This is a genomic window from Simiduia sp., assembly GCF_058345725.1.
Map to the genome: position 1 here is coordinate 1 of NZ_JBTUOC010000057.1, position 23,982 is coordinate 23,982.

25 protein-coding genes are annotated in these 23,982 nt (G+C 53.9%); 14 read left to right on the plus strand and 11 right to left on the minus strand.

The window, feature by feature from the left end; all coding sequences use genetic code 11:
* Positions 1–692: 692 nt before the first annotated feature.
* The 5 genes from ACW8F6_RS12950 (at position 693) to rimI (ending at position 4,688) form a co-directional block, all read left to right on the plus strand.
* On the plus strand, positions 693–1,175 hold the full coding sequence (locus ACW8F6_RS12950) for a glutathione peroxidase (protein ID WP_491576294.1): 483 nt from the start codon (positions 693–695) through the stop codon (positions 1,173–1,175).
* Positions 1,175–1,618, plus strand: coding sequence for a MarR family winged helix-turn-helix transcriptional regulator (locus ACW8F6_RS12955; protein WP_491576295.1), 444 nt, complete (start codon positions 1,175–1,177; stop codon positions 1,616–1,618). The genes ACW8F6_RS12950 and ACW8F6_RS12955 overlap by 1 nt, the downstream gene beginning before the upstream one ends.
* Before the next feature lie 288 nt (positions 1,619–1,906).
* A complete protein-coding gene (locus ACW8F6_RS12960; RefSeq protein ID WP_491576296.1) occupies positions 1,907–3,451 on the plus strand; it encodes a 2-isopropylmalate synthase in 1,545 nt (514 codons plus the stop codon).
* 16 nt (positions 3,452–3,467) lie between these two features.
* Positions 3,468–4,226 (plus strand): hypothetical protein, encoded by a 759-nt coding sequence (locus ACW8F6_RS12965; RefSeq protein ID WP_491576297.1) that lies wholly within the window; start codon positions 3,468–3,470, stop codon positions 4,224–4,226.
* Between the two features lie 9 nt (positions 4,227–4,235).
* On the plus strand, positions 4,236–4,688 hold the full coding sequence (rimI, locus tag ACW8F6_RS12970; protein ID WP_491576298.1) for a ribosomal protein S18-alanine N-acetyltransferase: 453 nt from the start codon (positions 4,236–4,238) through the stop codon (positions 4,686–4,688).
* 21 nt (positions 4,689–4,709) lie between these two features.
* Here rimI and ACW8F6_RS12975 read toward each other — a convergent pair whose 3' ends face one another.
* Complete coding sequence (locus ACW8F6_RS12975) at positions 4,710–5,225, minus strand: response regulator transcription factor (RefSeq protein ID WP_491576299.1); 516 nt, start codon at positions 5,223–5,225, stop codon at positions 4,710–4,712.
* Between the two features lie 3 nt (positions 5,226–5,228).
* Positions 5,229–6,506 carry an ATP-binding protein gene (locus ACW8F6_RS12980; RefSeq protein ID WP_491576300.1) on the minus strand — a complete coding sequence of 426 codons (1,278 nt, stop codon included), beginning with the start codon at positions 6,504–6,506 and terminating at the stop codon, positions 5,229–5,231.
* A 150-nt stretch (positions 6,507–6,656) separates the two neighbouring features.
* On the opposite strand from ACW8F6_RS12980, the gene ACW8F6_RS12985 reads away from it, so the two are divergent.
* Positions 6,657–8,015, plus strand: a complete 1,359-nt coding sequence (locus ACW8F6_RS12985) for an MATE family efflux transporter (RefSeq protein WP_491576301.1) — start codon at positions 6,657–6,659, stop codon at positions 8,013–8,015.
* Between the two features lie 37 nt (positions 8,016–8,052).
* Here the strand turns inward: ACW8F6_RS12985 and ACW8F6_RS12990 are convergent, their stop codons facing one another.
* The 8 genes from ACW8F6_RS12990 to ACW8F6_RS13025 form a co-directional block, all read right to left on the minus strand.
* Complete coding sequence (locus tag ACW8F6_RS12990; protein WP_491576302.1) at positions 8,053–8,835, minus strand: SDR family NAD(P)-dependent oxidoreductase; 783 nt, start codon at positions 8,833–8,835, stop codon at positions 8,053–8,055.
* 9 nt (positions 8,836–8,844) lie between these two features.
* Entirely contained in the window at positions 8,845–9,612 is a 768-nt protein-coding gene (locus ACW8F6_RS12995; RefSeq protein ID WP_491576303.1) for an SDR family oxidoreductase, read from the minus strand.
* A gap of 26 nt (positions 9,613–9,638) precedes the next feature.
* Positions 9,639–10,613 (minus strand): NADPH:quinone oxidoreductase family protein, encoded by a 975-nt coding sequence (locus ACW8F6_RS13000; RefSeq protein WP_491576304.1) that lies wholly within the window; start codon positions 10,611–10,613, stop codon positions 9,639–9,641.
* Between the two features lie 20 nt (positions 10,614–10,633).
* Positions 10,634–11,683 carry a phosphotransferase family protein gene (locus ACW8F6_RS13005; RefSeq protein ID WP_491576305.1) on the minus strand — a complete coding sequence of 350 codons (1,050 nt, stop codon included), beginning with the start codon at positions 11,681–11,683 and terminating at the stop codon, positions 10,634–10,636.
* Between the two features lie 27 nt (positions 11,684–11,710).
* A complete protein-coding gene (locus ACW8F6_RS13010) occupies positions 11,711–12,922 on the minus strand; it encodes an acyl-CoA dehydrogenase family protein (RefSeq protein WP_491576306.1) in 1,212 nt (403 codons plus the stop codon).
* A 10-nt stretch (positions 12,923–12,932) separates the two neighbouring features.
* A complete protein-coding gene (locus ACW8F6_RS13015) occupies positions 12,933–13,610 on the minus strand; it encodes a histidine phosphatase family protein (RefSeq protein WP_491576307.1) in 678 nt (225 codons plus the stop codon).
* Positions 13,611–13,745: 135 nt separating this feature from the next.
* Positions 13,746–14,225, minus strand: a complete 480-nt coding sequence (locus tag ACW8F6_RS13020; RefSeq protein WP_491576308.1) for a MaoC family dehydratase — start codon at positions 14,223–14,225, stop codon at positions 13,746–13,748.
* A gap of 26 nt (positions 14,226–14,251) precedes the next feature.
* A complete protein-coding gene (locus ACW8F6_RS13025; RefSeq protein WP_491576309.1) occupies positions 14,252–16,048 on the minus strand; it encodes an acyl-CoA dehydrogenase in 1,797 nt (598 codons plus the stop codon).
* Between the two features lie 200 nt (positions 16,049–16,248).
* Between ACW8F6_RS13025 and ACW8F6_RS13030 the strand changes: the two genes are divergently transcribed.
* The gene (locus ACW8F6_RS13030) at positions 16,249–17,385 is read left to right on the plus strand and encodes a CaiB/BaiF CoA transferase family protein (RefSeq protein ID WP_491576310.1); all 1,137 of its coding nucleotides are present in this window, start codon (positions 16,249–16,251) and stop codon (positions 17,383–17,385) included.
* Between the two features lie 92 nt (positions 17,386–17,477).
* Here the strand turns inward: ACW8F6_RS13030 and ACW8F6_RS13035 are convergent, their stop codons facing one another.
* Positions 17,478–18,443 (minus strand): integron integrase, encoded by a 966-nt coding sequence (locus tag ACW8F6_RS13035; protein ID WP_491576311.1) that lies wholly within the window; start codon positions 18,441–18,443, stop codon positions 17,478–17,480.
* Positions 18,444–19,304: 861 nt separating this feature from the next.
* Here ACW8F6_RS13035 and ACW8F6_RS13040 point away from each other — a divergent pair.
* The 7 genes from ACW8F6_RS13040 to ACW8F6_RS13070 all read left to right on the plus strand — a co-directional run bounded on the left by ACW8F6_RS13040 (position 19,305) and on the right by ACW8F6_RS13070 (position 23,742).
* Positions 19,305–19,529: a hypothetical protein gene (locus ACW8F6_RS13040; RefSeq protein WP_491576312.1), complete on the plus strand. Its 225-nt coding sequence runs from the start codon at positions 19,305–19,307 to the stop codon at positions 19,527–19,529.
* A 93-nt stretch (positions 19,530–19,622) separates the two neighbouring features.
* Entirely contained in the window at positions 19,623–20,270 is a 648-nt protein-coding gene (locus tag ACW8F6_RS13045; protein WP_491576313.1) for a hypothetical protein, read from the plus strand.
* Positions 20,271–20,372: 102 nt separating this feature from the next.
* Positions 20,373–20,723, plus strand: coding sequence for a hypothetical protein (locus ACW8F6_RS13050; protein ID WP_491576314.1), 351 nt, complete (start codon positions 20,373–20,375; stop codon positions 20,721–20,723).
* Between the two features lie 469 nt (positions 20,724–21,192).
* Positions 21,193–21,567, plus strand: coding sequence for a hypothetical protein (locus tag ACW8F6_RS13055; RefSeq protein ID WP_491576315.1), 375 nt, complete (start codon positions 21,193–21,195; stop codon positions 21,565–21,567).
* 80 nt (positions 21,568–21,647) lie between these two features.
* Entirely contained in the window at positions 21,648–22,136 is a 489-nt protein-coding gene (locus tag ACW8F6_RS13060; RefSeq protein ID WP_491576318.1) for a YcxB family protein, read from the plus strand.
* A gap of 439 nt (positions 22,137–22,575) precedes the next feature.
* Positions 22,576–23,253: a hypothetical protein gene (locus tag ACW8F6_RS13065; RefSeq protein WP_491576316.1), complete on the plus strand. Its 678-nt coding sequence runs from the start codon at positions 22,576–22,578 to the stop codon at positions 23,251–23,253.
* 93 nt (positions 23,254–23,346) lie between these two features.
* Complete coding sequence (locus ACW8F6_RS13070; RefSeq protein ID WP_491576317.1) at positions 23,347–23,742, plus strand: hypothetical protein; 396 nt, start codon at positions 23,347–23,349, stop codon at positions 23,740–23,742.
* Positions 23,743–23,982 lie beyond the last annotated feature (240 nt).

Sequence of the window (23,982 nt, forward strand, 5' to 3'; positions counted from 1 at the left end):
ATTTACGGCACTTCCGCCATCCATGGCGAACGCCCAATGCTATGCATTGGGCCGGGCCGGCGACAGCCGGTCGTCAAGCTTCTAAATTAAAACGCCCTGTAGGTAATCACTCGCCCGTGGCCCAGGCCACCCTCTCTGTCAAAGCGTGACATTCACCTTGTCCCTGGGCTCGGCCTTCGGCCAGCTAACGCTGCGCTAATCGGCTCCTGGCCGATTAGTCCTGCAGGGCGTTTTTCTTTGTCTGGTAGAAAGGTGGGCGATGTCCTACCCTCGCATGGCCGTTCATGCGCTTACCGTCTAGCGGCACCGAGGTCCTTGCGCTCACGGCATTCGTGCATACCGTCAAGCGGCACCGAGGTCCATGCACATCAAAGCCCCTCTCTCTCCTTGTGGGCAGTTCTCAAACGTCGTGCCCTTCACTACACCGCACATCCCCGTGCATTGGGCCGCTTGCGCGGTCCGGCCGCCAAGCATAGCTTGCCGGCGCTCCTCAGCGCAGATTACCGCGTAGCCTAAGCGCGCTATATCGCTCCTGGGCCGCCCCCTAATCCAATCCGCTTATGTGGCCAAGGACGTACTCGAGTATGACGGTGGGTGTCATAGCGTGTCGCAATCTAAGCTATAGTGATAAGTAGCTTCATATAATATTTTGCGCAATATAAATTGTGAGCCACTCAAAAAAGGAGAAACACATGTCAGATTTTTATACGTTCACGGCAAAGACATTGGCCGGTGAGGACCAATCCCTTGCAGATTTGAAGGGCAAGGTGGTTTTGGTGGTGAACACTGCCAGCAAGTGCGGCTTTACCCCGCAATACAAAGGGCTGGAGGCGTTGTACCAATCCTACAAAGATAAAGGCCTGGAGATTCTCGGTTTTCCCTGCAATCAGTTTGGCAAGCAGGAGCCAGGCGATAGTGCAGAAATCAGTGAGTTTTGCGAATTGAACTTTGGTGTCACGTTTCCGCTGTATGAAAAAGTGGATGTGAATGGTGACTCTGCACACCCACTTTTCAACTGGTTAAAAGGTTCTGCGCCCGGCGTGTTTGGTACCGAGGCGATCAAATGGAACTTTACCAAGTTTTTGGTGGGGCGCGATGGCAAAGTAATCAAACGCTTTGCGCCCAAGGATAAGCCCGAAGCCATGGCAAGTGCTATTGAAGCGGCGCTAGGCTAATGGTTGATGAACAAGATGCACTGCTGGTCCAACTGGATCGGCAGCTCTGTTTCAAACTTTACGCGGCCAGTCGTTTGATGATCAAAGCGTACCGGCCGCTGTTGGAAGAGCTGGGTATTACCTACCCACAGTATCTGGTGTTAATGGTGCTGTGGGAACACAAGGACGCGCTTACAATTGGCGAACTGGGCGAAAAGCTATTGCTCGATACAGGGACGCTAACGCCATTGCTTAAGCGGATGTCGGCACAGGGGTTGGTCGAGCGTCGCAGAGGCGAAGCCGATGAGCGACAAGTGTGGGTAACGGTTACGTCTAAAGGGGAGGCACTGCAGTGTCATGCGATAGACTGGGTAAAGGCCTCTGCGGGCAAGTTAAACCAGGGCGGGCTGGATACGGGGTTGTTGGCACAGCAGCTGCGGGTTTTGTTAGAGTTGATAAAATAGGATGGTCGTTCCAAATATCGCGGAATTATTGGTACTGGTTGGTTGCCATGGTGTAAATATGAACTTAAATTAGGCTATTTGTCCTAATGGGCTTGTTGACGCGCATCAGTCACCCTAGAATAAGGGCATTCTTGAATGGAGCCGAACCCGTGCGCCCCGCATTGAAAAATCTACTACGACTTACCTCCCTACTCGCCGCTCATTAAGTTAGCCGCGAGTTGTCCGTTTTTGGCGTCCAGCGCCGTATTTCGATTTACACCCCATTGATATCACAGACAAGGAAACACCATGAGCAGCGATCGCTTGATCATTTTTGATACGACCTTGCGCGACGGCGAGCAGAGCCCTGGCGCGTCTATGACAAAGGCTGAAAAAATCCGTATCGCCAAAATGCTAGAAATGCTCAAGGTCGATGTGATTGAGGCGGGTTTTGCGATAGCGAGCCCGGGCGATTTTGACTCTGTTAAGGCGGTGGCCGAAACCATCAAAGACGCTACCGTGTGCAGCCTGGCGCGCGCTGTGGATGCCGATATCGATCGCGCCGGCGAAGCTTTAGCGACTGCCGCCAGTGGTCGCATCCACACCTTTATCGCCACCTCGCCCATTCACATGAAGTACAAGTTGCAAATGCAGCCAGAACAGGTGATCGAGCGGGCGGTGCACGCCGTGAAACGGGCGCGCAATTTGGTGGGCGATGTGGAGTTCTCGCTGGAAGACGCCAGTCGGTCAGAGTTTGAGTTTATGTGCCGAATCATCGAGTCGGTGATTGATGCCGGTGCATCGACTATCAACCTGCCGGATACCGTGGGCTATGGCGAGCCACAGGAATTCGGCGAGATGTTCAGCCGCTTGATTGCCGCTGTGCCCAATGCCCACAAGGCGATTTTTTCGGCCCATTGTCACAACGACTTGGGCTTGGCCGTGGCTAACTCCCTGAGTGCCGTGCGCCACGGTGCGCGCCAGGTGGAGTGCACCATTAATGGTTTGGGCGAGCGGGCAGGCAATGCGTCGCTTGAAGAAATTGTGATGGCAATCCGAACCCGTAAAGACATTATGGGTGTTGATACCCGCATTGATGCCACTCACATAGTGCCCACCTCGCGCTTGGTGGCCAGTGTTACTGGTTTTCCGGTGCAGCCCAATAAGGCCATTGTGGGCGCCAATGCCTTTGCCCAGGAGTCGGGTATCCACCAGGATGGCATGCTCAAGCATCGAGAGACCTATGAAATCATGCGCGCCGAAGACGTGGGTTGGAATTCCAACAAATTGGTGCTTGGCAAACACTCCGGGCGTGCTGCCGTTAAGTCGCGTTTTGATGCTTTGGGAATCAGCTTTGAAACTCAGACCGCCTTTGATGAAGCCTTTACACGCTTTAAAATTCTGGCCGATAAAAAGCACGAAATTTTTGATGAAGATTTGCAATCGCTGGTGTTGGCCGCGCGCGACGATGCCCCCAAGCGCTATGTGTTTGATGCGCTCGACGTGGTGTGTAAAACCGGCGTGGTGCCCAGCGCCCAAGTAACCCTGCACGTCAACGGTGAAGAAGTACAGGCGCGGGCCGAGGGCAGCGGTGCGGTGGATGCAACGTTTAAAGCTATTGAGTCTATTGCACACAGCGACACTGAACTGAAGCTCTACTCGGTGAACGCCATTACCCAAGGCACCGAATCGCAAGGTGAAGTGACTGTCCGGCTGGCGCGTGGCGGCGCGATTGTTAACGGTACCGGCGCCGATGTGGATATTGTGATTGCCTCTGCTAAAGCGTATGTGGATGCGTTAAACTTGCTGGCCGACGACAAACACAAAGCCCACCCTCAGCGAGAGGGCGTATAACCGACCCGAGTACTCCATGCACGAGCAGGCCCGACAACACTATTTGGACGCCATGGGCATCCAAACCTATATGCCCCGATTAGTGTTGCCGGCCGCTCCGGTACCGCGCCAGTGCGATTTAAGTGGTCTGGTGTCTGCGAGCACACCGCAGGCGCAGCAGGGGCCACTGGCGACCAAAAGCTTGGCGGCTACAGACTCAGCTCCAAGCGACACCCAAACACCTCAATCGGTCGAAGCACTCCTGGCGAGCATGGGCGCAGCCCCAAGTGTGGCAGTTGCCCCGGCTAAAAAATCGGTAAAAGCCGTGGCCCCATTGGCGGCCAGTGTCAGCTTTTCCGTCTCGTTGTGGCAATTTGCGGGCATTACCGTGATTGCCGATCGCCATCCCGAGCAAGCGTTACCGGTTAACCTACTGCTTAAAAATATTCTGGTGGCATTGGGGCGCACGCAGGATGCGACCGACAACCCCGAGGTCATTCGCTGGCCCTTAGAGGGCGTACCTGCGGCGCAAGCGGGGCCGGCAGCGGCCTACTTTTATTCATTGTTGCTGGCGCGACGGTTACCGGCACAAACTACTACGCTGCTGTGCTTTGGCGAGGTGATAGGTGCGCAACTGGCGGGCCAAGCAATCGCCAACTACCAAACCACCACACTTGCGCTGTCTGAACAGGACAGCATGCCCATGATTGCGCTACCGGGTCTGGACGCCATCCTCACCGATCCACAGCTGAAAGCGCCCGTCTGGTCTGCCATTGCCCAGCTGCGCCAGCCGTAGTTTGTTGCCGTGGCCACACCCCTAGCACCCTTGCAATTACTCTATCCCGCCGACATCGATCGGGTGATGGCCATTGAAACTGTGGCGCACTCGCACCCGTGGAAACGTAAAAATATGGACGACAGCTTGGCCGGCCACCATCGCTGTGTGGGGTATGTGGAGCAAGATCAGTTGCGCGGCTTTTACATCGCCTCAGCCGCCGGTGGCGATGCGGAACTGCTGGATATTGCCGTGCATCCCGCGAGCCGCGGCCGTGGTATTGCCGATGCATTGATGGAAGATTTGTTGGCTTGGGCCACACCCAAAGCCGAGACACTGTTTTTGGAGGTGCGCATGAGCAATCGGCGCGCTCAGGGTTTATACCAGCGGCACGACTTTATCGAAGTGGGCGAGCGCCCCAATTACTACCCCACCTCCAATGGCAAAGAACACGCCCTGATTATGGCGCGCTACCTGCGCTAGCCGATCGACCTTCGTTTTCACTTATTGATTGACAGGGCGCTTGGCCAGTTTTCGCTGCAGGGTGCGGCGGTGCATATTCAAGGCTCTTGCGGTGGCGGAAATATTGCCCTGATTTTCATGCAGCACGCGCTGAATGTGTTCCCACTCCAGCCGGTCCACCGAGGGCGGCTGACTGGCCTCGGGCAATTCGTCGTTGGCGCTGAATGCCCGCAAAATATCGTCGGCACTGGCGGGTTTTGGCAGGTAGTTAGTGGCGCCTTGTTTTATAGCTTCAATGGCGGTCACGATACTGGCGTAACCGGTGAGCATGAGTACTTCGCAGTCGGGTTGGTGCTGTCGCAGTAGCGCGATGGCCTGCAGCCCATTGTCGTCGCCAATTTTAAGATCCACCACCGCGCGATCAAAGGTGGTTATTTGCACCTGCTCATTTAGCTGCTGCAGTGAGTGGCAGAGTGTTGTCGCCATGCCGCGGCGTCCAAAGGCGCGGCTGAGCGTGGTGCAAAATACTTCGTCGTCATCGAGAATCAGGTAGTGCATGGTTCACACGGCCCCGTACAAGGGCAACAAAATGCGCATGATTTTTCCGCCCGCCTGTTCAATCATTTGGAGTTCGCCACCGTGCCGCTCGACGGTACTGTTCGATAAAAATAAGCCCAGGCCCATGCCCAATGGGCGCTCGCTATTAAACGGTTCACCCCACGCCGACACCACGGATTCGGGCAGCGCGGGCCCGGAATCCTGAATGTCGATCCACATCTGGTCACCTTGAGTGTGCGCCGTGAGTTGCACCGTGTGCTGCGTGTATTGCACGGCGTTGTGCAGCAGGTTTACCAAGGATTGGGCCAGCGTGGGGTCTAGCGACAACTGCGCGCTATCGGGTAGGGCACTTACGTCGTGCGATAGCTGCGCATTGGGATTGATCAGCGACCACTGGGCAAGCGTTTGCTGTAGCCACTGCTTGGCGTTCACCACTTCGGGCTCTAATTTTAATCCCGAGCGCGCCTGATCGCGCAAGCGCGCGAGCGCCGCCTGACACAGGTCGATTTGCTGGTTGATCACTTGAACGTCGGCCCTTAGCGACTCGGGTATATTGGCTTGGCTCAGCTCTTGCGCGGCAATTTTAATGCTGCTGAGCGGTGTGCCAAGCTCGTGAGCCGTGCCGGCTGTCAGTGTGGCGATGGTGGTGAGTTGCTCTGCGTGCAACACTTGCTCGCGTTGTGCTTGCGACAGTTTTTGGCTGGCGCGTAGTTGACTGGCAATGCGCGATACGAAGGCGGCAATAATACCCGCGCTCAGAATAAAGTTGAGCCACATACCGTAAATATGCAACGAGGTGGCTCCGTGGCCTGCGTGATGGCCGGCATTGGGTGTCAGGCTATCCACCGGAATAAAAAAACTGAGGAGCCACCAGTAGCTGAGCGTCGCGAGCGCGGCGGTGAGCAAAGTTAACGGCAGCGGCAGTGTCATGGCTGCAATACAGATGGGTACCAGCAAATAGCTCACGAAAGGGTTGGTGGCGCCCCCGGTAAAGTACAACAGCAAGCTGAGGCCCGCGATGTCTACACACAATTGCGCCAATAGTTCAGACCGCCGCAGCTGTTGCGTGCGGCGCAGACGCCAATGAGTGATACCGTTTAATACCACAAATCCGCCCAACAGCCACAGAAGAGTGGGGTAAGCCAGGCTCAAGTGCAATTGGCTATGGGCCAGCAGCAGGCAAACAGCCACCACGGCCAAAAAGCACCAGCGCAACAATACCAAGGTCAGTAAATTGCGGTGAATGCTGGCCAGCTGTAAGTCATGGGATGCGGTATTCATTGGCCGCATTATACGGTGTGAATTACGCCAATGCCGCCGGTGGTAGCGCTGCTGCGACAATTGGCCGCAGGCGTTCCGTGGCTCTGGTGTCACTGGTGTATACTCCTGCCCCTTGTTGGTATTGTTTAACACAAGGTTCGTACGCCACCCATGAATGCAGCCAAGGCTCCCACGTTAACTGAAGGCCCTGTGGGCGGGCACCTGCGCGAGATGGCCATGCCCATGGTATGGGGGTTATTGGCGACTATGTCGTTTAATGCCGTCGATACCTTGTTTGTGGCGCAGCTGGGTCATGAACCGCTGGCGGCCATGAGCTTTACCTTTCCCGTCGTGATGGTGCTCACCAGCATTGCCATTGGGCTGGGCGCCGGCACGTCGTCGGCGGTGGCGCGCGCCATTGGCGCCAACAACCACCATCTGGCACAGCGCATGGCCACCGATGCCATGACACTCACAGCCTTGATCAGCGTGGTGATGTGCGGCATTGGGCTGCTGACCATTAATCCGCTGTTTACGCTCTTGGGTGCCGAGCCCGCGCTCTTGCCCTTGATTCATGACTACATGTGGATTTGGTATTTCAGCGCGCCCTGCTTGATGGCGCCAATGGTGGGCCTGGCGTCTTTGCGGGCCATGGGCTTGGCGCGTATTCAGGGCACGCTGATGATGGCCGCGGCGCTATTGAATTTAATTCTCGATCCGCTGCTGATCTTTGGCTTGTTTGGCTTTCCTCGTTTGGAGCTGGAGGGCGCTGCCCTGGCCACGCTGATTACCCGCGCCTTAAGTCTGGTGGCAGTGATCTACATTTTGCACAAACAGTTGGGCATGCTGGTGAATCCCTTTGCCAGGCTGCAGGTGGTTTGGCGTAGCTGGCGCGCAATTTTGCACGTGGGTGTGCCGGCCATGGTCAATAACATCATCATCCCCCTGGCCAGCGGTGTGGTCGTCTATTTGGTGGCCAGCTACGGCACGGTGGCGGTGGCGGGCCTGGGTATTGCGATGCGCATCGAGCCCATTGCCTTAATCGTATTTTATGCGTTGTCGGGTGTCGTGGGGCCTTTCTGCGGCCAAAATTTGGGCGCAGGCAAAATGCAGCGCTTGGATGAAACCCTGCAGGTAATGACCAAATTTTGCCTGCTGTTTGGCGTCTTGCTCGCGGGTATTTTGTGGGTGGCCGGCGAGCTGCTAATTCGCATGTTTGCCGATACCGATGAAGTGGTGGCCGTGGCGCGCAGCTACCTGATGATAGTGCCGTTAAGCTACGGTGCCTACGGGCTTGTGATGTCGGTGAATGCAGCCTTTAACGGTATTGGACAGCCTATGCCGGGCGTGGCCATTTCATTTTTACGGGTGTTGGGTTTGTACCTGCCTTTGGCTTGGTTGCTGCAATGGCAGTGGGGGTTGACGGGGCTATTTGTGGCAACTGCCCTGTGCAATGCACTGGTTGGGTTGATTGCCTGGGGTTGGCTACGGCGCCGGTTCTCACACATGGATGCGTTGCCGGCAACCTAAACCAAAAATGGCCCGGCACAGCGCCGGGCGGCTGGTGTTAAATGGCCGACACGCCGCCATCCACGGCAATGGCTTGCCCTGTCATGTAGGTGTTAAAGGGCGACAGTAACATCACCATCACGTTGACAATTTCCTCGGGCTCGGCAATGCGCCGCATGGGCGCGCCACGGCTAAGGGCATCTTTGGCCTGTTCCAAATTACCGGCCAGCGTTACCAGATCCGATTCGGTGACCATGGGCGTCGCGGTGAAAAACGGGCAGATGGCGTTCACGCGGATGTTATCTTTAGCCACCTCCACCGCCGCTGTTTTGGTTAAGCCAATCACCGCGTGTTTCGCCGCGCTGTAGGCTGCACCGCGCGGTGTGCCTCCTAGGCCGGCCATCGACGACACGTTTAAAATCACGCCTTGTTTTTGTTTGCGCATGGCCGTGATTTGGTGCCGCAGACCGTACTGCACACCCATGACATTCACTTGCCATTGTTTCTCAAAAGTTTCGTTGCTGAGCGTTTCCAGTGGCGCCAGCGTATGTGCAATGCCGGCGTTATTGACTGCAATGTCGAGTTGGCCAAATTGATCCACGGCGCTGTCTACCAGTGCTTTGCAATGCTTTTCGTTGGCCACATCGCATGGTTGCGCGATAACTTTGGTGCCCTTGGCTTTCAAATCGCTGGCCAACGCCATTAGGGGTTCGGTTTGAATATCGCCCAATACCAGCTGTGCGCCGCGCTGTGCCAGTTCGGTGGCCAGCAGGGCGCCGAAGCCCTGGGCCGCGCCGGTAATCAGCACGGTTTTACCGGTAAAGTCTAATAATTTATCCATGGGAATTCCTTAGGCGTTCATGCCGCCATCGACCACAATGCATTGGCCAGTGGTATAGCTACTGGCATCGGAAACTAAATAAAGTACGGCGCCGGTCATCTCGTCGGGCTCGGCGTGGCGTTTCATAGGAATACTGGCAATGGCCTGCTGGTAGATGCCGTCGTTGGTAAACAGTGCGCCTGCAAATTTGGTTTTGGTAAAGCCGGGGAGCAGTGCATTGCAGCGAATATTGTACTCGGCGCACTCCTTGGCAAAGGCCTGCGTCATGTTAACCACGGCCGCCTTGGTGATGGAATAAATACCCTGCATCGGGCCCGGATGCAAGGCGTTCACCGAGGCGGTATTCACAATGGCGCCGCCGCCGTTGTCGCGCATTAGCTTGCCCGCTTCTACCGACATAAAAAAGTAGCCGCGAATATTAACATCGACCGTTTTCTGAAAGGCGCCCAGGTCGGTATCGAGTATGTGTCCGAAATAGGGATTTGCCGCGCCGTTGTTCACAAGAATATCGAGTTTGCCCTGGTGCTTTTCGCGCAGGAACGCAAAGGTAGCGCTGATGCTTTCCATATTGCCCACGTGGCAGGCCCAGGCTTCGGCGCTGCCGCCGGCGGCGCGAATTTCGTCGGCCACGGCTTGGCAGTCATCAATTTTACGGCTGGAGACAATCACATGGGCGCCGTAGCTGGCCAATGTTTTTGCAATCGCAGCGCCAATACCGCGGCTGGCGCCACTCACCAGCGCCAATTTACCTGTGAGATCAAATAAATTCTGTGTCATTGTAACTCTCGCTCATCGGTGTTGTATTAAGGGGCTAGAATAACCTTACCCATAACCTGACGGTTCATAACTTTGTTCAGGGCGTCTTTTACGTCTGCAAGTGGAAATACCTGGTCAACCTTAACTTTCACTTTGCCGGCCAGGTACCACTGCAGTAATTCCTGCATATTTTGAGCAAAATCCTGCGGCTGTTTTTGGGTGAAGGTACCCCAGAATACGCCCACCAAACTAAAGCCTTTTACCAGTGCCAGATTTACCGCCAACTCGGGAATTTTGCCGCTGGCAAAACCTACCACTAACAGGCGGCCGTTCCAGGCCATGTTGCGCGCGCAGGCGTCAAAGGTGTCGCCACCCACGCACTCGTACACCACGTCGACACCTTTGCCGTCGGTTAAGCTTTTCAGTGTGCCTTTCAAATCTTGTTCGGCGTAGTTGATAAGCACATCCGCGCCGTTGGCTTGGGCGGTGGCCAGTTTTTCTGGTGTCGAACAGGCAGCAATCACGCGCGCGCCCATGGCTTTGCCAATTTGTACGGCGGCAAGCCCAGTGCCACCGGCGGCGCCGGTGACCAACAGCGTTTCGCCTGGCTGTAATTGCGCCCGCTGTTTCAGTGCGTGGTGCGCCGTTGCGTGAGCGGTGATTAAGCCGGCGGCTTCGTTAAAGGGAATCGCATCGGGTAGTGGCAGCACTTGGCGGGCATCGATGGCCATTTGCTCTGCATAGCAGTTGAGTAAATTACAGCAGAAAACGCGCTGGCCAACCTGTAAGTGATCCACCCCGGGCCCCACCGCAGACACAATGCCGGCGGCTTCGGTGCCGGGTATAAACGGCGTGGGCGGTTTCATTTGGTACAGGCCCTGCACCAATAGACCATCGGGAAAATTGACACCGGCGGCTTTTATATCAATAACTACTTGGCCTGGGCCGGCAGTTGGGCTGGGTAATTCGGCGAGCGCTAAATCCTCTAGCGGGCCAAAGGCGTTGCATTGTATGGCTTTCATTGCGGCTCTCTCGGCAAACATTATTCGTTTAGGCTGCGCATGGCGAACTGCGCCAGGGGTTCAACCATGGCGCCCACGGCGGCGGCTTTTTTATTGCTGGCGTTGCCCTGGCTGGCGCGCTTGGCTACGCCCTGGGCAATGGCTGCCAGGCGGAAAAAACTAAAGGCCAGATAAAATTGCCAGTGCGCAATACCGTCTAGCCCCATGCGCTCGCAATAGCGCGCCACATAGTCTTGCTCGCTGGGAATGCCAAGCGCGCGGGCATCCACGCCCAATAAGCCCGACATGCTTGTGCGATCGGTGCTGTAGGGCAAACGCAATTGCATGCACTGGTAGGCGAGGTCAGCCAGCGGGTGGCCCAGCGTGGACAGCTCCCAGTCCAGCACGGCAATAATGCGACCGTGGTCGGGGCTAAACATCAGGTTGTCTAATCGAAAATCACCGTGCACCAGTGCTACGCGGCCGTCGTCGGCGGGCATGGCCTGGGGCAGGGCGCTGATGAGTTCGTGCATTAACGGAATGGGGGTGAGTTCAGAGGCCGCGTACTGCGCGCTCCAACGCTCCAATTGACGAGCAAAATAATTGCCGGGCTTGCCGTAGTCGGCCAGGCCCACCGCATTGATGTCGACGCTGTGCAGTACGGCTAGCACGCGGTTCATTTCGTCGTACATGGCGGCGCGCTCGGCATTGCTGCTCGCCTCGGGCAGAGCAGCGCCCCAATAAACGTGACCCGCGCAAAACTCCATCACGTAAAATAAAGAGCCAATAATGTCTGGGTCTTCACATAGGTGATACACCTTGGCTACCGGAACGTCCGAACCGGCCAGCGCCGCCAGCACCCGGAACTCGCGGTCTACGGCGTGGGCCGACTTTAACAGCTTGCCCGGCGGCTGCCGGCGCAGCACGTACACACCCGATGGCGTTGTCAATTTAAAGGTGGGGTTTGACTGTCCACCGCTGAATTTCTCCGCCTGGATGGGTCCCTTAAAACCGTCGATATGGGCGCTCAGGTATTGGCTGAGCGCGGGCAAATTTAATTGCGCAACGGGATCTGACGTGGAGTGACTCATGCGATTACCCTTGTATTGATTCGGCGCTTAATGGGCGTGGCGCTTGGCAAGATTGCGGCCCAGTTGCATCATGTGCACCTGGTCTGGCCCGTCGGCCAAGCGCAGGGTGCGTTGTGCGGCAAACATGTGGGCGAGGAAGGTGTCTTGGCTGACGCCCAGAGCGCCGTGAATCTGAATGGCGCGATCGATGACGGTCAGCGCCATCTTGGGCGCCACAATTTTTATCATGCCAATTAAATCTTGGGCCTCTTTATTGCCCTGCTCATCCATCTTGGCCGCCGCTTTTAGCGTGAGCAATCGCGCCTGTTCAATTTCGCAAGCAGAGCGCGCAATGTCTTCGCGCACCGATTGCTGTTTAATCATGGGCTGGCCAAATACGATGCGTTCATTGGCGCGTCGGCACATTAATTCGAGCGCGCGCTGGGCGGCGCCCACCGACCGCATGCAGTGGTGGATGCGGCCTGGGCCCAGTCGGCCCTGTGCAATTTCAAACCCGCGCCCCTCGCCCAGTATCAGGTTTTCTTTTGGTACACGCACATTCTCGAAGGTCACTTCTGCATGGCCCTCGGGCGCGTCTGTGTAGCCGAACACTTTCATGGGGCGCACCACGGTAACGCCCGGCGTATTCATGGGCACCAATATTTGCGATTGCTGCAGGTGGCGGTTGGGATTGTCGGGATCGGTTTTTCCCATCACGATCATAATTTCGCATTGCTTGCGGCAGGCGCCGGAAATATAAAATTTGCGGCCATTGATAACATAGTGGTCGCCGTCGCGCTCGATGCGGGTGGCGATATTGGTGGCATCGCTGGAGGCTACCTCCGGCTCGGTCATGGCAAAGGCCGAGCGAATTTCGCCGGCCAGCAAGGGTTCTAGCCATTGTTTTTTCTGTGCGTCGCTACCGTATTTGGCCAGCACTTCCATATTGCCGGTATCTGGCGCGGCGCAGTTAAACACTTCGGGGGCCCACACCACCTTGCCCATTTGTTCGGCCAGCGGTGCGTACTCTAAATTCGTGAGCCCGCCACTGTACTGGCCGTAGCTCAGCGGCAAGAACAAATTCCACAAGCCCTGCGCGCGCGCCTTGGCTTTTAGCGAAGCCATCAACGGCGGTGTGTTCCACGGATCGGCGGCCACTTCGGCCTCGAGCTGGGCTTCGTTGGGGTAGATGTGTGCATCCATGAACGCAGTGAGTTCTTGCAGCAGTTGTTGTACTTTGGCTGAGTATTCGAATTGCATAGTGCCCTCGTTACGAGTAAGTGATGGCTGCTGCGCCCTCTGGCGTGTCCAGATGCGTCAGGTTGTTAAAGCTGTGTAGATGCATATTGTCGGCGTTGTAAAAGCAACGACTGAGGCCGGTGTTGGCGGTTTGTAAATTCAAAGACACCATGGTGGCCGCGGGCGCCTGCAGAATGTGCCGCAGGGCCATGGCAATGGCGCCGCCCGAGCTGACGATCAACACGCGGCTTTTGCCGGGCTGTTGTTGCACTTGCTGCAGCGCCGCTTGCACGCGATGTTCAAAGGCGGCCCAGGTTTCCGGCAGTGTCGCTTCGGGCAGTTCGCCCGCCGCCCAAGCCAGTAAGCTTTGTTTCAACAGGGCGTAAAACGCACGCCTGGGGGCATCGGCCGGCGGGCGCAGTGCAGGGTGTTGTGCGAGGTAGGTGTGAATCAGCTGCTCGAAATCAAATTCGTTCCAGCCTGCGACTGGCTCGGCCGGCAGGTCGCTGTCCATGCCGGCGGCAATTCCGGCCAGCGTTTGCTTGTGGCGCGCCATGTGCCCGGTAAACACCTGATCAAAAGTGATGCCGCGCGCTTTGAAGTAGCGGCCCAGCAGGCGGCTTTGGGTATCGCCCAAAGGCGAGAGCTGATCGTAATTGGCCTGGCCGTAGGAGGCCTGGCCGTGGCGTACCAGGTAGAGCTCAGACATGTGAACCTTCTGCCGGTGTGCATTCAATGATAGGGGTCATGCTAGCGGCATCCGCTCCATCATAAAAATCAATTATTGTTATCTAGTGATATTAATTTTTGTGATGGCTGGTGCGCGCTACTCTTGGTGCTCCAATTACTCGACCGGCGTTGGCAGTATGCAGAGGCTAAGCCATTCACACACAATAGCCGGCTTGGCTTCGCCCGCTATTTCGAAGCTGAGGGCCTGGGTAATCAGCCAGCCTGGGGCCTTTGGCTCAATGCTGCGCACTTCAGCTGCCAGCCGCACCTGCTTGCCCGCTTTAACCGGTGCCACAAAGCGTAGCTTGTTACAGCCGTAATTGATCAGCGTAGCTTGATTAACCAAGTCCCCCATAAGCGGGTAGGTGAGCGCGGGCATTTGGGCCAATACGAGAAAGCCGTGGGCGATGGTGCCACCAAAGGGCGTCGCCCGGGCGGCTTCTTCGTCGACGTGAATAAATTGCTGGTCGCCGGTTAGCTCGGCAAAGGCGTTGATCTTGGTTTGGTCCAGCGTTACCCAGTGGCTGTGCGTCAGGCCGCGCTCGGCCAGTTGGCGCAGCAGCGGCGGAAGATTGTTGGGAAGCGATGCTTGCATGGTGGTGTCCTGTGCGTCGGGGTGGATTAAAACCAGGCGTCTTGCATGTCTAGGCACACGCTGTTTTGTGTATTCAGCAGCGCGAGCTGGGGTGTGATTTCTGGCAGTTCCCACTGCAGGTAATAGCGCGCCGCCTGTAATTTGCCCCGATAAAAATCGGCCTCTGGCGATTGCGCGGCAAGCTGCTGGGCGGCAATCACCGCTTGGCGCAACCACAGCCAACTCACCAGCACCCGGCCAAAGGCGTCCAGGTACAGGGTGGCGTTGGCCAGCGTTTGATCGGGCGCGGCGGCCAGGCGCTGCATCAGCTGCTGGGTGGTGTCGTGAAAGGCCTGCACGTGGGTGGCCAACTGCTCGGCCAGCGGCTGAGTATCTGCGTGGGCGCGGGCCTCGGCGAGCGTGGTTTCGACGGCCTGTTGCAGGAGTTGGTAACCCACCATGCGTTTTTGTGGCACCTTGCGGCCCAGTAAATCCAGCGCTTGAATGCCCTCTGTGCCCTCGTGAATGGGATTCAGGCGGTTGTCGCGGTAGTACTGCTCCACGGGGTAATCGCGTATATAACCTGCGCCCCCCAGCACTTGAATGGCATTTTCATTGGCTTTTAAACCGTATTTGGAGGGCCAGCTTTTCACTACCGGGGTGATTAAATCCAGCAACGTAAAGGCGTCTGACCGCGCCTGCTCTGTGGGCCCGGTACGCGATTCCTCCATCAAGGCCGAGGCGTACAGACACAGGGCCAGCCCGCCTTCGGCGTAGGCCTTTTGCGAGAGCAACAGGCGGCGCACATCGGCGTGCTGAATAATATTAACCTGTGGCGACTCGGGGTTTCTGTTAGATGGCAAGCGCCCTTGCGGGCGCTGGCGGGCATAGGCAAGTGAATAGTTAAAGCCCTGGTAGCCCAAAATCGCGGCGCCGGCGCCCACGCCAATGCGCGCCTCGTTCATCATTTGAAACATATAGCGCAACCCCTGGTGCGGCTCGCCCACCAGGTAGCCCACGGCGCCGCCCCGCTCGCCAAAATTCAGCACGGTAGAGGTGGTATTGCGAAAGCCCATTTTGTGCAGCAAACCCGCCAATACCACATCGTTGCGCTCGCCCAGGCGCCCGTCTTCTTGCACTAAAAATTTAGGCACAATAAACAAGCTGATACCGCCGGCCCCAGCTGGTGCGCCTTTAATTTTTGCCAGCACCAGGTGAATGATGTTGTCGGTGAGCTCGTGATCGCCGCCGGAAATGTACATTTTATTGCCGTGAATACGGAAGCTGCCGTCGGCCGTGGGGGTGGCGCTGGTTTTGATATCGGCCAGCGCCGAGCCTTGGCCCGGTTCAGTCAGGGCCATGGTACCGCTGGCGCGGCCGTCCAACATGGCGGGTAAAAAGCGCGCTTTTTGCTCGGCCGAGCCGAAGGTGTGAATCAAGTTAGCCGCGCCAATAGTTAAAAACCCGTAGCCGGCGGTGGCGATATTGGCGGCGGTAAAGTAGGCCATGGCTGCGCGCAGAATTACTTCGGGCATCTGTAGGCCGCCGTCGTCAAAGTTGTGGTTTGCAGCTAAAAAGCCGGCCTCGGCAAAGGCCTGCCAGGCGGCCTGTGTCTCGGGAATCAGAGTGACGGATTTGCCGTCAAACTGAGGCTCGTTGGCGTCGCCCTTGGCATTGTGGTTGGCGAAATATTTTTCGGCGATGGTCTTGGCAGTGGCCAGTGTGGCATCGAAAACTTCGCGCGAATGCTCTTGGTAACGGGGGCGTTGTAGCAGGCTCTGTGTGTCTAACAATTCGTACAGCAAAAATTGCATGTCGCGATCATTTAGCAGTGGGGTATCCATAGTGTTCTCCTGTTCCCGGCGCACTTATGGTTTCGGTTATACACGCTTTTGACCAAAATGGCCCACTTTGGTCATGACTTTCTGGGCACTTGGTGCAAAATGGTCGGTCACATTGGGCGCTGAAATCATTGCAGTTGCTGGTGGTCGTCGCCACACTGGCGTAGCACGCACACAGACACGCACTCAGAGGTGGGAGACCTATGGGCCCTTTGGCTGGTTTAAAAATTATCGAAATGAAAGGCATTGGCCCGGGTCCCTATGCGGGCATGCTCTTGGCCGACCTGGGTGCAGAAGTGGTGGTAGTGGAGCGCAGTAGCCAACCCAGCGGTATTGCACTGCCCTCGGCGCTGGACGTGAATGCCCGCGGCAAAAAATCCATCGCACTGAATTTGAAAACTCCTGCCGGTTTACAGGCGCTGTTGCGCCTGGTGAAGCAGGCCGATGCGCTATTCGAGGGGTTTCGCCCCGGTGTGGCTGAGCGCTTGGGCTTTGGGCCGGACGTGTGCTTGGCGCAAAACCCGAAGCTGGTGTATGGCCGCATGACAGGCTGGGGGCAAACAGGACCACTGGCACACACCGCCGGGCACGATATTAATTACATTGCCCTGTCGGGCGCGCTGGCCGCCATTGGCGGGGTAGACAAACCCACCGTGCCGCTCAATTTAATCGGCGATTATGCGGGCGGCAGTTTATTTTTAGTGATGGGTATGCTGGCGGCGCTGCTAGAGGCCAGTAAATCCGGCCGGGGCCAAGTAGTGGATGCCGCGATTACCGATGGCAGCGCCAGTTTGATGAGTTTGTTTTACACCCTCGGCAATCTGGGGGCCTGGCAACCCAAGCGCGCCAGTAATTTTTTAGACGGCGCCGCCCACTTTTACGACACCTACACAACGGCCGATGGGCTCAGTGTTGCACTGGGCGCCATAGAGCCCGCATTTTACCAAACGCTGCTCGACAAGCTGGGCCTAGCCGCCGAGGACTTGCCCGATCAAAACAACCCGGCGAACTGGCCGGCGCTCAAAGCAAGATTTTCGGCCGTGATAAAAACCAAAACCCGCGCCCAGTGGTGCAAGGTCTTCGAAAACTCCGACGCCTGCTTCGCCCCCGTACTGGACTATACAGAGGCGCCCCAACACCCACACCATATTGCGCGCGAAACCTTTATCGACATAGGCGGCACCACCCAACCGGCTCCGGCGCCGAGATTTAGCCGCAGCCAGTGCGCAACGCCCGCTCCACCGCGCGCGGAAGGCGCCGATACGGAAACGCTGTTGCGTGAATGGGGGTTTTCTCCTGACGAAATCTTGCGGTTTAAGCGCGAGGGAGGCCTGGGCTAATTGGCCTGCGATTGATTTGTAACTGCGCTTAATCACTCTGTTTTGTAGTAACGCTTAGCTCAGGCTGAACTGCGCAGCGATGCCCAAGCGAGTCATAAAGCCTTTAAGGGGCTTATCACCGCCAGCCCGCCGCGATTTAATACGTGGGTGTAAATTTCGGTTGTCTTGACATCGCTATGGCCCAACTGTACCTGCACCGTGCGGATGTCGGCGCCGCGCTCTAGTAAATGTGTGGCAAAGGAATGGCGCAAGCTGTGTGGGGTAGCTGGTGTATGGATGCTGGCCGCGCGCACTGCGCTTTTAATGGCGCGCTGGATGGTGCGCTCGTGAATGTGATGGCGCCGCTGCTTATCTGACCGGGGGTCTTTACTCCAATGTTCCGCCGGAAACAGATACTGCCACCCGTATTCAAAGGGCGCATTCACATATTTGCGCGCGAGGGCGTAGGGCAGGTAAACCCCGGACCAATCAGGCTGTTGCCTGTCGTGCTTAAACATGCCTTTGACCAAGTCGAGTTGTGCTTCAATCAGCGGCCGAAGCGCGGGAGACAAGGTGGTTACGCGGGACTTTCGTCCTTTCCCTTCGCGTACATAAACGCAGGCGCGATGCAGGTCGATATCTTGCACGCGCAGCCGAACAACCTCCATAACCCGAAGACCCGAACCATAAAGCAGCCCCGCGCATAGCAGCATTGGGCCGGAAAGGTGCGCTAACACCTGGGTAACTTCCGCCTCTGTTAAAACCGTTGGAATTTTGGTTGGGCCCTTTGCCTTATGAAAATCCGAAAAGTCACCCAGTTCGCGCTGTAAAACGTGCCGGTAGACAAACACCAAGGCATTCAATGCCACTTTTTGAGTAGCCGGGCTGACGTTGCGTTCTAGCGCCAGTATGTTCAGATAGCGCCGGATACCACTTTCATCTGGCAAGTCGGCTTCAGAGGTTATTCCTAAAGTACGAATAAAATCTGCGGTCCACGTTAAATAGGTTCGCTCGGTTCGAATGCTATAGCGCTTGACTCTGATCGCCTCGCGAACGCGGCTAAGGAATGCTGATTTCATAATCATTCTGCCTTACTGTTTATTTATACAGTATAGCGTGGTGTGTCCAGCTAACAATAGAATGGCGACAGCGTGTCGCATTTCGTGGCGCTTCAATCATCTGATTTCGCTATGTATTTGATTTATCGAATAAATGTTGGCTGGTGCCGTGGTGCCAACTGGAGGATATGCGACACACTGTCGCAATTAAACGCGACAGCTTGTCGCATAATATGACTGTTATGCAGAATAAAGCGAAAGAAGTTCGCACAAGAACCTGAAGAGATTGGAAGCTAGATATTGCAGGGTGTGGCAAGTTAGGGCGCACTGATTTAAGAATAGGCAAAATAGAGTGGGGACTAGAGTTCCCTGAAGAAAAGTGCCAAGCGTCAATATCAAGGAATGTGAATAGGCACCATAAGTTAATTGGTAACCCAAAGTTATGGTGGCTTTGATCAAAGAGCGGTGAAAGACTCAAGAAATCGCATAACAAGTGGTTTTAGGGTCGCCGCAAAAGACGCGGCTGGGACGGTCTACGCTCCGCTCCGGCCGCCCCTAAACCAGGCGTTAAAGTGCTCTAGAAAATAGAATTTAAGAATGTGCCAATCAGCGAGTTCAGTACGCTGAATGGGCAATTGGTATCAGGGAGTGTGCCAGCGTCAATTACGCAGTTTCTCCCTCATAAAATTTAGGTTTCGCAGGGCCATCAAGCATGGCATTCTTACGGGTAAACCTATCGTGTGCGGTTCCGCTGCCGCTCCACAACGTACACTGTTGTAGTTGGGCAGATCGCACCTTAACAAGGCAAACCAGCAAGGGCCTGCGGCCGGGAGGCGCTGAACGCGCGCCCCTGTTTGAGGCGTTATGAGTCAATAGAGATCTATGTTTAAACCCAACACATTGGTTCGTCTCAAAGATTCGATGAGGCAGTGGCTCAAAGAAAATGGTCATACTGAGAGTGATCTATTGAATGATGATGTATTTGCCTTTTTGGGGGAAATACCAAATATGCCAGAGCATTGCATAGTAGTCGGATCAAGCACTGGAAAAGCATTAGTTGGCGTTCATGCCGACAATTTTATTGAGCTAACCAATGAAGAAATGTAAGCAAGCTCATAACAAACGCAACCAAACCGGCCTGTCGGCTCGACTCGCTACGCTCGCGTTTGTTGCGGGCGTTAGGCAACTCAAAGGAAGATCATGCCTTTAGAAGAAGAAACTAGAAATCTTATCCATGAATATTGTGTAAGAGATCTCCCTGGAGATATGACTTGGCACATAGATAAATTTTCATTTATTGACGACGCCGAGCTTAGGCTTCGTTTGGGCAGAGCTTTTTACTCTGCACGTTATGTCTACAAGCTAATGGAGGCTACATTCGTTCAAAATGATGAGCAGCATCCATTTGTGAAATTTCAAATTATGCAATACGCCTCAATATACGAGGCAGTGATAACCAATTTGTTGTGGGGGTTGCTTAAAGAGCATCCGGAAGTGATACAGCTTCAAACTCATAAGGCATATAAGCCAGTTAACGCCTTGGGAAGCTTAACCAAGGTTAAGTATGGGGACGAAGATATATTTACCTGCGTATATCGCGACGCAAAAACTCCAAAAAATTCAATACCATTCAAAGATAAAGTCGATTGTGCTGTACGCATTGGATTTCTCGAAGCGACTTACGCTGAGGATATTAAGCGTACCTATGAGCTAAGGAACCTAGCTCATATTGAAACAGAGGCATCGAAGCAGCTTGATGTAGAAATAGCTCAATCAAAAACTGCATATTGGCGTCTCGGCCCGTTTCTTGATTATGCTGCATCGTTTGTAGGTAGCTACAATGCCTAACAAATCAATCAACTACGCACCTGCGGCGCCGGACAGCCTACATTCCGCTTCGCTGCATTTCGGCTGCCGGTTATTGAGGCGTTATGTGCCCAAGAGGAATCGATGAAATATCTAGCTGCTACCTTACTATGCCTGCTTTCTTTCTCAGTAAATGCTGAATCACTGGTTACTCCTAATTATGAAATAGTCGTCGAGTGGAGATGCGGAGAAGGCTATGTATCCTGTGACAATATTGCGTTTCACGTAACGAATAGTAACGACGGATTAACAAATACCTATATCGGAAAATCAAGCCACTCAGTTTGCGCAGATGGAGTTTCTCCGTGTAAGTTTCAGGGGTATGAGTTTAACGTTGGTGAATTTAACTACAGTCTTTACATGCGCGGCATTGTCGAGGTGGTAAACAACAATGGTGATGTGGTGCTAACGGAGAGCGGCGAGTGGAACTACTAGCACATAACAAACGGTTGTAGTGCAGCCGCAAAAAGCGCGGCTGGGACGGCTTACGCTACGCTCCAGCCGCCCCTAAACCGGGCGTTATTGAGCCTTACCTTTTTCACGATAGGTAAGTAAAGGATTTAAATTCTAGCGCGTGCCATTGATCGGTATGCCGGCATCAAGGAATGTGCTGTATCACCATCGCAGTTCTTTACTTGGTGCCATAGGGTGGCCCGTAGTATCGGCATAGTTTATGCCGGCATTGTGGGTTGCCTTAAGTGGGTTCCAAAAGTTGGCAGGTAAGGTATTCTTACCCAAATAATCGGCCACTGGCTGCGCTACCGTTCCGCTATCTAGCGTTGTAGCAGGTGCAAACCGGCGGCCAATAACAAGCGGCTCTTGTGCGCCGCTAACTACGCGGCGGGACGGCCTACGCTACGCTCCGGCCGCCCCAAAGCCGGGCGTTATGAGTAAAAGGTGAAGTATGGGATATGAACTTCATATTCAAAGACAAGACGAAATATCTCTTGAAGAATGGAAGCATGCTGTAGAAGGTGTAGAAGGGATTCGTTTAGAAGACACCCCTTTAATTATGAAGAACCCTAAGACAGGGCAAATTCTTCAAATGAAGGGAAGCTGCTCAGATGTTGCGGTTAGATTTGTAGAGAAAAAATATTTTGGTCTAAAGGTCTCTGAATCATGGGTCAAATCTATTGCATTTCGCAACGGTAGGGGAGTGACCAGATACACCGAAAGCTTGGAGGATGAGCTAAATCCTGTTAGAAAAGCCATATCTGCATTATCAAAGAAATTAGAAGCTGCGGTTGTCGGTGATGAAGGAGAAGTTTATCACTGGTAATTCACTCATAACAAATAAAGGCAAACCGACGCGCAAAATGCGCGCGCGGTTGCTTTAGGCGTTATGCATAAGTGGAACGTATGGAAGCTAAGTATCGAATTTCAGAAAAAGATTACGTAGATGCAAATCGGCTTTACGGAAAGATTACTCGTGGCATTGCGTTATTCTACTTGGCCGGATCCTTGGGATTACTGGCTCTATTTTTTCTGGGAAACACAGTGATTAAAGGCGGCGCTGTGGGCGGACTAATTGGGGGGCTTTTCGTCGTATTAGTGGGAAAATATATTATTACCCCGATAATCGCGAAGAGACACTACAGAAAATACAAAGCGATACAAGATGAATTTAACATTCACCTGCTTGAGGATGGTGTTAAATTTACATCCTCTACAGGTGAGGGAAAGGTAGGTTGGGATAGCATTCTCAAGTGGCGTCAGAATGATAAGTTTATTTTGATATACCCAATGCCTAGACTGTACCACATCGTTCCAAAGTCAATCATGAACTCTGGATTCAATGTAAATGAACTAATTCATCAGCTAGAGCGCCATGTTGGGAAGAGTGCATAACAAACGCAACCAAACCGGCCTAACGGCCTCGACTCGCTACGCTCGCGTTTGTTGCGGGCGTTATTGAGCCTTACCTTTTTCACGATAGGTAAGTAAAGGATTTGAATTCTAGCGCGTGCCATTGATCGGCATGCCGGCATTAAGGAATGTGCTGTTTCAACGTTGCAGTTCCGTTCCTGGTGCCAATAGTAAGTTAGCCGCGCAAGGCGTGTTGCATACCTTGTTTCGTGGGTTGCCCTAAGTGGGTTTAAAAAGGTGTCAGGTAAGGTGTTCTTACCCAAATAATCGGCCACTGGCTTCGCTACCGCTCCGTTATCCAGCGTTGTAGCAGGTGCAAACCGGCGGCCAATAACAAGCGGCTCTTGTGCGCCGCTAAATACGCGGCGGGACGGCCTACGCTACGCTCCGGCCGCCCCAAAGCCGGGCGTTATGAGGCTGTATGAAATCGTATCCTGATGTAAAGCACCCAAAAACATACAAGTCCAGATTGGGGGGGTACGGTGATTTTTACTTTGGGGTGAGCCAAGATGAATATTCAAAACTGGTTGACCTTGAAGCTAAGTACGAGTCAGAGACCGATGATTACGAAAAATCAGAGGTTGGAGATTTATGCTTTGAAGCTGGGGTTAAAACAATTCTATTTGCAGCTCTTTGTGTTGAGGCAAGTATTAACGACTATGCTGCATGGCAGTTAGGCGACAACTATTTTGAAAAACATCTAGCTAACTTGGATGTTGCTTCTAAATGGGTTGTAATACCAAAACTAGTTTGTGGTAAAGAAATTAATAAGTCAGGTGCAGGGTATGCAGGACTAAAGGCGCTTATCGGATCTCGCAATGAACTTGCTCACAATAAGTCGAAGCACCTAGACATAAATAACCCTCAATTGCCAAGTAAGCTAGAAGCAAGGACCACGAAATTCTACGGCAGTGCACATGCTGCCTATAAAACATTGTTACTCATTAGCTTGGAATTTGATCTGCTGGTTGGCCCACACTTCAATCCATTAAGAACTTTGGATAAAGAAATTTCACCAATGTTAGAGATACCATCAAATATTATGGGCGTTTATACAGACTGCAAAAATATCATAACCAGAAACAATAATGCCTCATAACAAGCACATTAAAAAACGCTCCACTTCGTTGCGCTGGACCTCCCTAACGGTCGGCCTTTTATGTGGGCGTTAGGCAAATTGAGAAAAAACTGAATGATTGATAGAACAATAAATATTCTGACTATTTTGATATTTGTGATTTGTGCTCTAGTTCTAGCGTCAAATATCGAATACTCATGGTCGCATTCAGAGCTTTGGGAGAAAGAATGGCGGCCAAAAAGTGGTGTAGAGCAAACTCATTCAGCAGAAGAGTTGGTTGGTGCTATCAAAAACGCAAAGGAGCAAAGAGATTTTGCCGCCACTTTTAAATTGGAAGAGGCGTTAAATGCAATGTACTGGCCATCGGGAAATGTAAGTCAAAGGTTTAACTCCTCTGAAATTAAAAATATCATCGAGTATAGCCTTTTATCATTCTTGCTGTTCATCATTCCAATAGCCATAAACTATATAAGGCATGGCAAGTTCAAACTCTGGAACAAAAATGCCTAACAAAGCAGTTAATCTGACGGCTATTCCGTCGCTTGTATTTGGTGGTCGTCGCTACGCTACCACCAAATACAATCCACTTCATAGCCGCAGCTTACTGCGGCGTTGAGGCTGTAGAAAATCTCCCAAAAAACGCCGTTTTTTGATAGAATTCGGCATCGCTAAAGGGAATTCAGCCATGCCAAACTTCAAGAAGTATTCCTACGATCAAACCGCGATGGTTGTGGTCAACTTCAAAGATCA

Coding starts and splice junctions, on each gene's coding strand:
- ACW8F6_RS12950 (WP_491576294.1), top strand. CDS start 693: ATGTCAGATTTTTATACGTTCACGGCAAAGACATTGGCCGGTGAGGAC.
- ACW8F6_RS12955 (WP_491576295.1), top strand. CDS start 1,175: ATGGTTGATGAACAAGATGCACTGCTGGTCCAACTGGATCGGCAGCTC.
- ACW8F6_RS12960 (WP_491576296.1), top strand. CDS start 1,907: ATGAGCAGCGATCGCTTGATCATTTTTGATACGACCTTGCGCGACGGC.
- ACW8F6_RS12965 (WP_491576297.1), top strand. CDS start 3,468: ATGCACGAGCAGGCCCGACAACACTATTTGGACGCCATGGGCATCCAA.
- ACW8F6_RS12975 (WP_491576299.1), bottom strand. CDS start 5,225: ATGCACTACCTGATTCTCGATGACGACGAAGTATTTTGCACCACGCTC.
- ACW8F6_RS12980 (WP_491576300.1), bottom strand. CDS start 6,506: ATGAATACCGCATCCCATGACTTACAGCTGGCCAGCATTCACCGCAAT.
- ACW8F6_RS12985 (WP_491576301.1), top strand. CDS start 6,657: ATGAATGCAGCCAAGGCTCCCACGTTAACTGAAGGCCCTGTGGGCGGG.
- ACW8F6_RS12990 (WP_491576302.1), bottom strand. CDS start 8,835: ATGGATAAATTATTAGACTTTACCGGTAAAACCGTGCTGATTACCGGC.
- ACW8F6_RS12995 (WP_491576303.1), bottom strand. CDS start 9,612: ATGACACAGAATTTATTTGATCTCACAGGTAAATTGGCGCTGGTGAGT.
- ACW8F6_RS13000 (WP_491576304.1), bottom strand. CDS start 10,613: ATGAAAGCCATACAATGCAACGCCTTTGGCCCGCTAGAGGATTTAGCG.
- ACW8F6_RS13005 (WP_491576305.1), bottom strand. CDS start 11,683: ATGAGTCACTCCACGTCAGATCCCGTTGCGCAATTAAATTTGCCCGCG.
- ACW8F6_RS13010 (WP_491576306.1), bottom strand. CDS start 12,922: ATGCAATTCGAATACTCAGCCAAAGTACAACAACTGCTGCAAGAACTC.
- ACW8F6_RS13015 (WP_491576307.1), bottom strand. CDS start 13,610: ATGTCTGAGCTCTACCTGGTACGCCACGGCCAGGCCTCCTACGGCCAG.
- ACW8F6_RS13020 (WP_491576308.1), bottom strand. CDS start 14,225: ATGCAAGCATCGCTTCCCAACAATCTTCCGCCGCTGCTGCGCCAACTG.
- ACW8F6_RS13025 (WP_491576309.1), bottom strand. CDS start 16,048: ATGGATACCCCACTGCTAAATGATCGCGACATGCAATTTTTGCTGTAC.
- ACW8F6_RS13030 (WP_491576310.1), top strand. CDS start 16,249: ATGGGCCCTTTGGCTGGTTTAAAAATTATCGAAATGAAAGGCATTGGC.
- ACW8F6_RS13035 (WP_491576311.1), bottom strand. CDS start 18,443: ATGAAATCAGCATTCCTTAGCCGCGTTCGCGAGGCGATCAGAGTCAAG.
- ACW8F6_RS13040 (WP_491576312.1), top strand. CDS start 19,305: ATGTTTAAACCCAACACATTGGTTCGTCTCAAAGATTCGATGAGGCAG.
- ACW8F6_RS13045 (WP_491576313.1), top strand. CDS start 19,623: ATGCCTTTAGAAGAAGAAACTAGAAATCTTATCCATGAATATTGTGTA.
- ACW8F6_RS13050 (WP_491576314.1), top strand. CDS start 20,373: ATGAAATATCTAGCTGCTACCTTACTATGCCTGCTTTCTTTCTCAGTA.
- ACW8F6_RS13055 (WP_491576315.1), top strand. CDS start 21,193: ATGGGATATGAACTTCATATTCAAAGACAAGACGAAATATCTCTTGAA.
- ACW8F6_RS13060 (WP_491576318.1), top strand. CDS start 21,648: ATGGAAGCTAAGTATCGAATTTCAGAAAAAGATTACGTAGATGCAAAT.
- ACW8F6_RS13065 (WP_491576316.1), top strand. CDS start 22,576: ATGAAATCGTATCCTGATGTAAAGCACCCAAAAACATACAAGTCCAGA.
- ACW8F6_RS13070 (WP_491576317.1), top strand. CDS start 23,347: ATGATTGATAGAACAATAAATATTCTGACTATTTTGATATTTGTGATT.